General features: G+C 54.4%; 7 protein-coding genes. 6 read left to right on the forward strand and 1 reads right to left on the reverse strand.

Annotated elements, in window-relative coordinates; genetic code table 11:
- Positions 1 to 152 precede the first annotated feature (152 nt).
- The 6 genes from ABEG21_RS05325 to ABEG21_RS05350 all read left to right on the forward strand — a co-directional run bounded on the left by ABEG21_RS05325 (position 153) and on the right by ABEG21_RS05350 (position 9,357).
- A complete protein-coding gene (locus ABEG21_RS05325; protein WP_347556203.1) occupies positions 153 to 947 on the forward strand; it encodes an ABC transporter permease in 795 nt (264 codons plus the stop codon).
- Between the two features lie 221 nt (positions 948 to 1,168).
- Positions 1,169 to 2,203: a GDP-mannose 4,6-dehydratase gene (gene gmd / locus ABEG21_RS05330; RefSeq protein WP_347556204.1), complete on the forward strand. Its 1,035-nt coding sequence runs from the start codon at positions 1,169 to 1,171 to the stop codon at positions 2,201 to 2,203.
- A gap of 126 nt (positions 2,204 to 2,329) precedes the next feature.
- Entirely contained in the window at positions 2,330 to 3,553 is a 1,224-nt protein-coding gene (locus tag ABEG21_RS05335; protein WP_347556640.1) for an ABC transporter ATP-binding protein, read from the forward strand.
- 70 nt (positions 3,554 to 3,623) lie between these two features.
- Positions 3,624 to 4,640: an FkbM family methyltransferase gene (locus ABEG21_RS05340; RefSeq protein WP_347556205.1), complete on the forward strand. Its 1,017-nt coding sequence runs from the start codon at positions 3,624 to 3,626 to the stop codon at positions 4,638 to 4,640.
- A 116-nt stretch (positions 4,641 to 4,756) separates the two neighbouring features.
- A complete protein-coding gene (locus ABEG21_RS05345) occupies positions 4,757 to 7,603 on the forward strand; it encodes a glycosyltransferase (protein WP_347556206.1) in 2,847 nt (948 codons plus the stop codon).
- A gap of 122 nt (positions 7,604 to 7,725) precedes the next feature.
- Positions 7,726 to 9,357 carry a hypothetical protein gene (locus ABEG21_RS05350; RefSeq protein ID WP_347556207.1) on the forward strand — a complete coding sequence of 544 codons (1,632 nt, stop codon included), beginning with the start codon at positions 7,726 to 7,728 and terminating at the stop codon, positions 9,355 to 9,357.
- Between the two features lie 132 nt (positions 9,358 to 9,489).
- On the opposite strand, the gene ABEG21_RS05355 is transcribed toward ABEG21_RS05350, so the two are convergent.
- Complete coding sequence (locus tag ABEG21_RS05355; RefSeq protein WP_347556208.1) at positions 9,490 to 10,482, reverse strand: acyltransferase; 993 nt, start codon at positions 10,480 to 10,482, stop codon at positions 9,490 to 9,492.
- Positions 10,483 to 10,487: the final 5 nt, after the last annotated feature.

The following is a 10,487-nucleotide window of genomic DNA, read 5'->3' on the forward strand; positions in this document are numbered from 1 at the left end:
AAGATCGTTTTTGCCGGGCTATCAACTTTCGGTACAATACCGGGCCCGCGAGGTAATTTGCTGTAATATCAGCGCGCGAGAGCGGCGCTGGGTTAAATTTTGTCTTCTAGGCGGGGTCACCGCTCTCCACTGGCACTTTGTAAGGACCGGACTTGGCTGCGTTATTGTCTGCTGCCTTTCGATACCGCGGATTTATCCTCGGCAGCGTTAAGCGCGAATTCCAGACCCGTTATCGTTCGAGCATGCTCGGCGCGTTGTGGTTGATCCTGCAGCCCCTTGCGATGATCATCGTCTACACAGTGATTTTTTCGGAAGTCATGCGTGCGCGCATGCCGGGCGAGTCGAATTCGTTTGCCTATAGCATATATCTTTGTGCCGGTACGTTGACCTGGGGTCTCTTTTCTGAAATCGTGAATCGGTCGCTGACGGTCTTCATCGACAATGCGAACTTACTGAAAAAGATCAGTTTCCCCAAGGTGGCGCTGCCGTCTATTGTAGTGTTGTCGGCATTGATCAATTTCGCGATCGTATTTGGTTTGTTTCTGGTGTTTCTTATTACTAGCGGAAATTTCCCAGGGCTCAGTTTTATAGGATTTTTGCCTGTATTGCTGGTGCAAGTAGCATTTTCCGTGGGGTTAGGGTTGACGCTAGGGGTATTGAATGTCTTTTTCCGAGACGTCGGGCAGTTGATGACCATTGCCATTAGCTTTTGGTTCTGGATGACACCGATCGTTTACCCCGTCTCCGCGCTACCGCACCCATTGCATTGGCTACTGAAAGTCAATCCAATGGCCATGCTGGTCGTGAACTACCAAGCAATTTTTGTTTTACATCAATGGCCTGCATGGACGGACATTGCCGTAGTCCTTGTGGAGGCGGCTCTCTTGATCGCTTTGGCGCTGCGGCTTTATCGCAAACACGCTGCGGACATGATCGACGAGCTGTGATGCCCGTGCCACTATTAGGAAAGTGTTGCTTTTTTGACTCATTTTGCCCGTTCCCGGGCGTTTTTCCGGCAGGCAATGTGTTGATCGTGGATATTAGCGGCCTCTTCTTGGACGATGATTTATAGCTACCCGATTCATGGCGGTTTAGAATTGCCCTATTCTCCGAGGGCCGCGACCGTCAGCCCCGCGTTTTCAATGTTTTATCAGGAAGGGAGCCATCCTTGACTAGTGCAGTTGTTACCGGCATCACCGGCCAAGACGGTGCTTATTTGACGCAGCTTTTGCTGGAAAAAGGCTACACCGTATACGGCACATACCGTCGTACGAGTTCGGTCAATTTCTGGCGCCTCAATGAAGTTGGGGTGCTCGAACACCCGAACCTGCATCTGATCGAGCATGACTTGACGGATCTGGGTGCGACGATCCGAATCTTGGAAATGGCTAAACCGCGCGAGGTGTACAACCTGGCGGCGCAAAGCTTCGTCGGCGTGTCCTTCGAGCAGCCTGCGACAACGGCAGAAATTACCGGTGTCGGCGCATTGAACATGCTGGAAGCCATTCGTATCGTCGATCGTTCGATTCGCTTTTATCAAGCGTCGACGTCTGAGATGTTCGGTAAGGTCCAAGCCGTACCGCAAAAGGAAGATACGCCCTTCTATCCGCGTAGTCCGTATGGCGTCGCCAAGCTGTACGCCCACTGGATCACGGTGAACTACCGCGAGTCCTACAATATTTTCGGCTCCAGCGGCATTTTGTTCAACCACGAATCCCCGCTGCGCGGGCGTGAATTCGTCACGCGGAAAATCACGGACTCCGTGGCCAAGATCTCGCTCGGTATGCAATCGGTCCTTGAGCTTGGCAACATGGATGCAAAGCGGGATTGGGGCTTCGCAAAGGAATACGTCGACGGCATGTATCGGATGTTGCAAGCCGATGAACCCGACACCTTCGTGCTCGCGACAAATCGCACCGAAACGGTGCGAGATTTCGTCACGATGGCATTCAAAGCAACGGGCGTCGATCTCGAGTGGCGTGGCAAGGATCTTGACGAAGTAGCGGTCGACGTCTCCTCCGGCAAGACGGTTGTGAAGGTCAACCCGAAATTCCATCGTCCGGCGGAAGTTGAACTGCTGATTGGTGATCCGGAGAAAGCTTTCAAAGTATTGGGTTGGAAGCCGGAAACGTCGCTGGAACAGCTGTGCAAGATGATGGTGGACGCGGATCTGCGCCGTAACCAAATCGGTTTCTCGTTCTAAAACGGTTACCGCGCACGGAAGCGCGCGTTTCCGGGTCTCTCACCGCATAGTGTGGCGGCTTGTCGGCACCGGATGTCCGAGCGCGCGTCTTCCTGTATTTTTCTGCATCCGCAAGGCGTATCGGGCATGGGGCAAATTTCAGTTCGTAGTGTCAGCAAGTCTTACAAGATCTATGCGTCCCGCTTTGGCCGCTTGTTAGAGTGGCTGTCGCCGCGACGTATCAGCCGACATCAACTGAAGTCAGTGTTGACGGACATCAGCTTTGAAGTCCGCCCCGGCGAAGCCGTGGGCGTCATCGGGATCAACGGTGCGGGCAAAAGCACGCTCCTGAAAATGATCACTGGGACCACGCACCCCACCAGTGGTAGCGTCACGATGACGGGCCGTGTTGCTGCAATGCTCGAACTGGGCATGGGCTTCCATCCTGATTTTAGTGGCCGCCAAAATGTGTACATGGCGGGGCAACTGCTTGGATTGAGCAAGCAGGAAATCACGGCGGCCTTTCCACAGATTGAGGCATTTGCTGAAATCGGCGCACAGATCGACGAAGCCGTTCGTACCTATTCCAGCGGCATGCAAATGCGCTTGGCATTCAGTCTCGCCACGGCCTATCGTCCCGATATCTTGATCGTTGACGAGGCGTTGTCGGTCGGAGATGCCCATTTCCAGCACAAAAGCTTCGAGCGAATCCGCGAGTTCCGTAAGCAAGGTACTACCTTGCTGATCGTCTCGCACGATAAGGCTGCGATCCAATCTATCTGCGATCGCGCGATCTTGTTGCAGGGTGGCCGTCTAGCGATGGAAGGCGATCCCGAGGCGGTGATGGACTACTACAATGCCTTGCTCGGCGATAAGACCGGTGAAACGATCCGTCAGACACTTCGCGAAGATGGCCGCACGCAGACTATCTCGGGGGATGGTAGCGCCGAACTCCGTGACATCGCATTGTTGAACGCCAGTGGTCAATCGGTGGAGATCATTGATGTTGGCGCGGCAGTGCGGCTTTCAGTCGGTATCCTTGTCAACAAAGCGTTGCCGCGGCTTGTCCTTGGTTACATGATCAAAGACCGCCTTGGTCAAGTTATGTATGGAACGAACACGGAAATCAAATCCTGTTCGATCGAAAACGTCGTAGGAGGGGAACGGCTGACGTTCAATTTTGATTTTCTGGCAAATTTGGGTGAAGGGACCTATTCCGTGAGCACGGCAATAGTCGGTGCCGATACACACTTCGATAGCAATCACGAATGGCGCGATTTGGCTTTGGTATTCCAAGTCACCAATTTTTCCCGTGACCATTTCGCTGGCCTCGCTTGGCTTGACCCTACTGTGGATGTGCAGCGCGCGTGATGCCTGGGTAGCGTGCCCATGATCCGCATGTCTATGGCATTACAGAATTTTTTAACGTAAAGATCCCACCATGACCTTCGTCACTTACGCGCAAAACTTTGAAGACGTGATGCTGCGCCGCGCGCTCCGCGACGTCGATAACGGCGTGTACGTCGACGTCGGCGCACAAGATCCGGATGTTTTTTCCGTGACGCGCACGTTCTACGAGCAGGGCTGGCGCGGCGTCAATATCGATGCAGTAAAGACATGGTACGACGCATGCTGTCGTCGCCGCCCAGAGGATACCAACGTCAATGTTGCGATATCCGACCAACCAGGGAAGCTGGTCTTTCACGAAGTAGAAGCGTCCGGATTATCTACTGCCAATGCCGAGCTGGCGCAGAAGTACCGGGAGCAGGGCTTCACTGTCATCGACGTGGAAGTGCCGATGATCACGTTGTCCGAATTGCTGACGCACTACGGTGTCAGTGACATTCACTTCTTGAAAGTCGACGTCGAAGGAGAGGAGGTACGTGTCCTCGCGGGCATGGATTTCCAGAAGTGGCGGCCGTGGGTTGTCGTAATCGAAGCGACCAAACCGGGATCGCCGGAGTTGGTGGAGTGCGAGTGGGAGCCGGCGTTGTTGGGCGCCGGTTATGAGCGCGTCTATTTCGACGGCTTGAATCTCTACTATCTGGCGAAGGAGCAAGTACACCGTAAGCAGTACTTCGAGGTGCCGCCGAATGTGTTCGATGATTTCGTATCGGCGGCAGAAGACGCTGCGCGTAGCGATGAAGTGCGTCGCCAGCAAGAAGTGATGCGGTTGACACGGGGTTACGCTGCGTCCCAGGCCGAGAACGCTCGATTGACGCTCCGTATTGCTGCAGTGGAAGCGGAAAGCCACACACTGTTGGTGCGACTGAATAACACCTGGAATACGCGACGTGTCGTGCGCGCAGTGGGATATCGTGTTTACCCCTATTTCTTGAAAGTGATAGAAGCCGGCAGCCGATTGACGGGGCGGAGTCCCGCTGCAAAAGCGGTCTGGATGAAGCTGCGGCCGGTTGCGCTGGCTGCCGTCCGTAAGATTCGCGGGATCGCGCGTTAGCGCGCCGTGTGCGTGACGGGAATGTCATGCCAGGCAGCCCCGGGACTGGCTCCCGGATCGCATCGTGAAATGGTCCGCCCGTTCGACGTGCGTGGACGTCGCCGCTAATAAAGACAATGAAACTTTTAATCGACTTACAGGCCTGTCAGACGCCCAGCAGCCGTACACGGGGCATTGGCCGGTACTCGATGGCGCTGGCCCTCGCCATGGCGGAACGCGCCCGCGGTCACGAGGTGCATCTTGGTCTGAACGGCAACTTCCCCGATTCGATTGCCGACATTCGTCAACGCTTTGCACAGTGGGTGCCGCCGTCGCGGGTGCATGTGTGGGAGTTGCCGCGTTTCGCCGGACATGTACCGCTGCCCGAGCGGGCTTGGCGGAGAATGGCGGCCGAAGCGCTCCGCCTGGCCTTGATCGAAGCGATCAAGCCTGACGCCGTGCACATTGCCAGCCTGATGGAAGGCTATGACTCGGATGCCGTGGCGAGTGTCGACCCGACTTCGCCGGTGATGACGGCAGTGACGCTATACGATCTGATTCCGCTGCAACATGCCAAGATGTATTTGGCACATGCGCAGGTCGACGACTGGTATCGCAGAAAGATATCGGAGTTGGCGAAGGCAGATCTGCAACTCGCTATTTCCGAATCGTCGCGGCAGGAAGCCATCTCTTTGCTAGGTGCACCTGCCGACATCGTCGAGAACGTGCTGTGTGATGCTGATGCACCGTTCCGCAAGCTTGATGCGGCCGATGGCAGTCGAAGCGCGGCACGGTCGAAATTTGCGCTGACGCGGCCGTTTGTGATGTATACCGGTGGCATCGATTTCCGCAAGAATATCGAGGGCCTTATCACGGCGTTCGCCGAATTGCCGGGGTCGATCCGTGCTGCGCATCAACTTGCGATCGTCTGTTCCGTTAAGCCGGACGAGCGCATAAAGCTGGAGTCATTGGCAAAAACGCTGGGCTTAGAGAGCGATGCGCTGGTGCTGACGGGCTTCGTGAGCGACCAGGAAATGATCGCGTTGTACAACGAGTGCACGCTATTTGTTTTCCCGTCGTGGCATGAAGGTTTTGGTCTTCCGGCGCTTGAAGCCATGCGCTGCGGTGCGCCAGTGATTGGCTCGAATTGCACCAGTATTCCCGAGGTCATCGGTCGAGACGACGCGCAATTCGATCCTCACTCGACGACGTCGATCCGCGATTTGATCGCGAAAGCGTTGACCGACACGGCTTTCCTTGCTGATCTACGCGCATGGAGCACAACCCAGTCGAGTCGCTTCTCGTGGAAGATCAGTGCTGAAAAGGCGTGGGTGGCACTTGAGCGCACGCTAGCCGGTCATCTGCGTACGCGACCTGAACAGGGACACGGCGGACCGTCGAGCCGACCGCGCTTGGCGTATGTGTCGCCGATGCCGCCGTCCCGCAGCGGCATTGCCGACTACAGCGCTGGATTGCTATCCGCCCTGTCGAAGTACTATCAGATCGATGTCGTCTGCCCAGACCCGGACGTGTCCACGGTCGGCTTGCCCGAAGGCACGCGTGTTATCTCGGTCCCGCTCTTCGTCGAATATGCGCACGACTACGAGCGTGTGCTGTACCACTTCGGTAACTCCAGCTTCCACGGCCACATGCCTGCGCTGTTGTCGGTAATTCCCGGCACGGTCGTCCTGCATGACTTCTTCTTGAGTGGCTTGGCTTGGCACATGCAGTTGACCGCGCAGGAAGCGGATAAGTTTTCGCGTGAATTGTTGTACTCACATGGCGCGGCGGCGCTCGTTGCGCATTTGGAGCGTGGCGATCTAGAGGCGTCGATTTACCAGTACCCTAGTAATCGACGTACCTTGGATAATGCCGACGGCATCATCAGTCACTCTCGGCATAGCGGTGAGCTGGCCGAAGCGTGGTATGGCCCCGCGTATGATAAACGGTGGGCGGTGGTGCCATTGGCGCGGCCCGATACGGGGATCGCTGCGCGAGAACAAGTTCGCCCTTCGTTGGGCGTAGGCGTTGATGATTTTGTCATCTGCTCATTTGGCTTCGTTGCGAATACCAAATTGTCGGACCGCATTTACGACGCATGGTGCTTGAGTGAGCCGGGTCGGAATCGGCAGTGCCATCTCGTCTTTGTTGGCCAGAACGATGCAGGCCCATTCGGCAAAGCCTTGGGCGAAAAGATCGCTGCGCGTACCGATATAAAGAATGTTCGTATCACCGGCTACGCGTCAACCGAAGAATACCATCAATGGCTTGGTGCGGCGGATGCTGCGATCCAACTGCGGCGTCAATCGCGTGGTGAAACCTCTGCGGCAGTGCTGGACGTGATGATGGCAGGCGTCCCGGTAGTGGTAAACGCGCATGGAAGCTTGGCCGAGCTGTCCACGGAGGCCGTTACGATGCTGCCGGATGACGTCGATGTGCCGCGCCTGCGCGAGATGTTCAACACGTTGTGGCGTGAGCGGGAGCAATTGCCGGCGCGTGGTCGGGCGTCGCGTGACTATGCGCTTGCCCATCATTCGACCGAGCAAGCGGCGCGGCTGTATTGGCAGGCGATCGAACGGTTCCACCGCGCGCGTCGACACCGAGATATCGCGCCCGCAGGCGCTGCCGTCACGCGGCTTGGGCTGGCAGTGCATCCGTCCGATGGCATGGCCGTGGGCGAGATGATCCGCGACCAGCTTGCGCCGGCCGATTCCCTGACGCGTGTATTGCTCGACACTACGGCTTGGCATGGCAAGACGTTGGACGCTGTCGCCAAAGCCCATTTGAAAGCGTTGCTCCGCGATTATTCTGTGTCGACGTTCGTGATGCCGTTTTATCGCGACGAGAACGACGTGGCGCGCTATGCGGTTAGCTTGCTGCTGGATGTGCTGGGCCAAACCTGGCAGCATGGTCCGTACGAGCGCTGTATTACGTTGGACGAAAGAGATACCGTGATCGTGGTGCCTCTCGCGGCGAAATCCTGACAATATCGCGCACGACTGCCACTCGCTGGGGCATTTTGACGCCGTCGTATTTTGTCGCGATGCGCAGGCGAGATTCTGCAGGACAAACATTTTCTTCACGCCCATTCTGCGGAGGAATGCCGATGCGTATTACGCCAAAGCTGCTGCCTGTCGTTGCATTTGCTGCACTTGCCGCTGCGTTCGCATTACTTTGCTATAAGTTGCATTTAGATAGTGACCGGATCTTTTTCGACGATCTATTTACTAGCCTAAGTCACGGGGCCCGCTGGCGCGACTGGAAGATGCCGCCAGCGCCTGGCTATGTTCCAGACCTGCTTTTTTACTGGATGGCGACTTGGTTTGTGCATGGTGCAGCTGCAAGGCTTTTTGTCGTATCAGTTGCTCAAGGTCTCGTGTGTGCGTTAGCAGCGATATGGTTAGGAAGAACGTTACTCCGTAGGTGTTCTTCGACGTTTTATGCGGCTATTCTGCTGGCGCTTGCACTAGCCGTTGTCAACTCAGCACGGGCCGGAATGTGGCTTTTTCTAAACTCAAACAATGTTCACGTGAGTGTGAGTTTGTTTGGCTTGGTAACTGCTGCGCTGCTAATTTCACGGGTTAGTTCAAAGCCGGTCGTTATCGGCGTCTTGCTTGCCATAGTGGGAGCGGTCGCAACACTTTCCAGCGCCTTGTATACGATTGCCGTTGCCGTGCCTGTCCTGTTTGCGCTGGGTTGTAGTCTCGCATTTAAGGCCGTTCGGCCATCGGCGATGTCGCGAAGGGGAATTACCATCTTCATGCTTGGTATCGTCGTCGGGCAAATTTTGGCGGCTCTTCTTCACCGTGTGATCACCTTTCACGATGCACTCAGTGGACGCGTCCCGCTCTCATTTGCGGGCGCGCGCAACTCCCTCCATTGGCTTTTTACCGATTTGGGAGCGTTACTGACGCGAGGTAGTCAATTTGGGAAAGTGTTTGCTTTTATGATTGTGCTTTCTATGACTTATTCGTTCGTGCAAATACTGGTTTATGGTAAGGAAGAAACGTCAAATGTAACAATTGGAGCGAACATGCGATGGTCGCTGTTGTTCGCGACGAGCAGCGTGTTTTTTACAGCAGCAGGCGCTGTGGCATCTGGCGGATTCGTCGATGCTTACTCGATGCGGTATTTTGCTTTTCCTTTTTCGATGTTTGTCGTCCTCGCGCTAGTGAGCTTGGACCAGGCGTGGAGGCCGCTGGTGTTGCAACGCGTGTACTGGATCTCGGCGGCTGTAGTCCTGACGCTTGCATTATCTAGTGCCGGGGTTATGCGAGCGCAGGCGCGCTATGCCTCCTTGAGCGACTCTCTCCGATATGGGTCTGGGGTCCCAGTAGAACAAGTTGCGATTGACTGTATCAAGGAGCTGGATGCAAGCGGGGCAGGATTGCGCGACGGAATTGGCGGATATTGGTTCGCCCGTTCGATTCAGTACGTTTTGCCAACTCATCATATGCTTCAGATCGATGACACCTTGCATCCGTTTTTCTGGATGATGAACGCAGGTACGTTCAATAACCCCAGTCTCTTCCCACGGTTCTATAACTTCGCGATTGTCAAAGCGTCTGAGGATTCGACCGCAGCAACGATTTCTACGTCGCGGCTGCCCGTCGAGGGCAGGTCGATTCATCAATGTCGGTCTGGCGGTCTCGCGATTTGGTATTACCGTGACGACACGCTGCAGAAACTAATGACGGCGAATAATGCTTGGTACGTTGCTAGCCCGTTTTATCACTAACGGCGTAGTGACCTAAACAGTCGCTTAGCGTCGGAGAGGCCGTAAGTGCGTTCCATCGATCGTACTCGGAGCGCTAGTTGCGTACCGCTCGCGAACGGTCTCGTTTAGGAAACTGAGTCGAATTTAGATTACTTAAGAAGTGCCCACGGGAGTCGCGGTGGCATTCGGTTGGTATCGAATTCGTCTTCTGTATTGAATCACGGGCCTTTCTATGAACCAAAACGTAATAAGGGCAAGCGCGATCGAGAGTGCGATAAGTGCTGAAACGCGGAGAAATCCATGCGGTTCGATACCAAACGCTCGAAACGACCATATCAAGAAGAAATGGTTGAGAAATACGCCGTAGCTAAGATTTCCAAGCATGAAATCGATTTTTCCGAGCTTCATTTTGGTGAGCCATGCCACTATTGGCAAGCCGACGATTATTCCAACAAGTACATCGTGAACGGCCGGCGATATTTTCGAACCTGCATGATAAGTTAAAGATAAAAAGAATCCTATGGAGAGTACGTACGATACGGCTAATAGTATTGTTCGAATAAAGTTTTGGCGCTTATAGAAAAAGCTCCCAATTAAAAACATAAAAAGTGTTCCGGGCAATAGTCGATAGCCAAAAAAATCCGGATTGATAACATTAAAACATGCCAAAACAAAAATGCCTACGGATATTATAAATGCAAGAAGTTCAAGTTGAAATATCAATAGGACCGGAATCGAAATATAGAAACACGCCTCAAGCCCGAGGGACCAAGCCTGCGGCATCAATAATGCGTCTCCAAAGCCGAGCATGTAGAAGTTAAGCGGCAGCATTGCGTAGTTAAGTACGGCTTTACCCATCGTTATCCCGGATAGGAATGGTGACTCAGGTTTAACCAGCAATATGAGTACAGTGGTGGCCAGCATGTAGAAGATAAACTGAGGGAAGAGCCGCATTACTCTATCGACGTAAAACGCGTAGATTCGTGTCGGCGCGTTATAGTTCCGTTGAATAAGGGCTGTCATGGAAAACCCGCTAATCATAAAAAACGAAACGACGGCCGATATCCCTTGGTTGTGACCAAGTATCACAATGCCTAAGTGCGACAGGAGCACCATAATTGCGAGAAGTAGTCTGTATATACCCATATTCG

The sequence above is a fragment of the Robbsia sp. KACC 23696 genome (assembly GCF_039852015.1).
Lineage (GTDB): Bacteria > Pseudomonadota > Gammaproteobacteria > Burkholderiales > Burkholderiaceae > Robbsia.

Excerpts from the sequence above, each read along its gene's own strand:
- ABEG21_RS05335 (WP_347556640.1), top strand. The coding sequence starts at position 2,330 with ATGGGGCAAATTTCAGTTCGTAGTGTCAGCAAGTCTTACAAGATCTAT.
- ABEG21_RS05340 (WP_347556205.1), top strand. The coding sequence starts at position 3,624 with ATGACCTTCGTCACTTACGCGCAAAACTTTGAAGACGTGATGCTGCGC.
- ABEG21_RS05345 (WP_347556206.1), top strand. The coding sequence starts at position 4,757 with ATGAAACTTTTAATCGACTTACAGGCCTGTCAGACGCCCAGCAGCCGT.
- ABEG21_RS05350 (WP_347556207.1), top strand. The coding sequence starts at position 7,726 with ATGCGTATTACGCCAAAGCTGCTGCCTGTCGTTGCATTTGCTGCACTT.
- ABEG21_RS05355 (WP_347556208.1), bottom strand. The coding sequence starts at position 10,482 with ATGGGTATATACAGACTACTTCTCGCAATTATGGTGCTCCTGTCGCAC.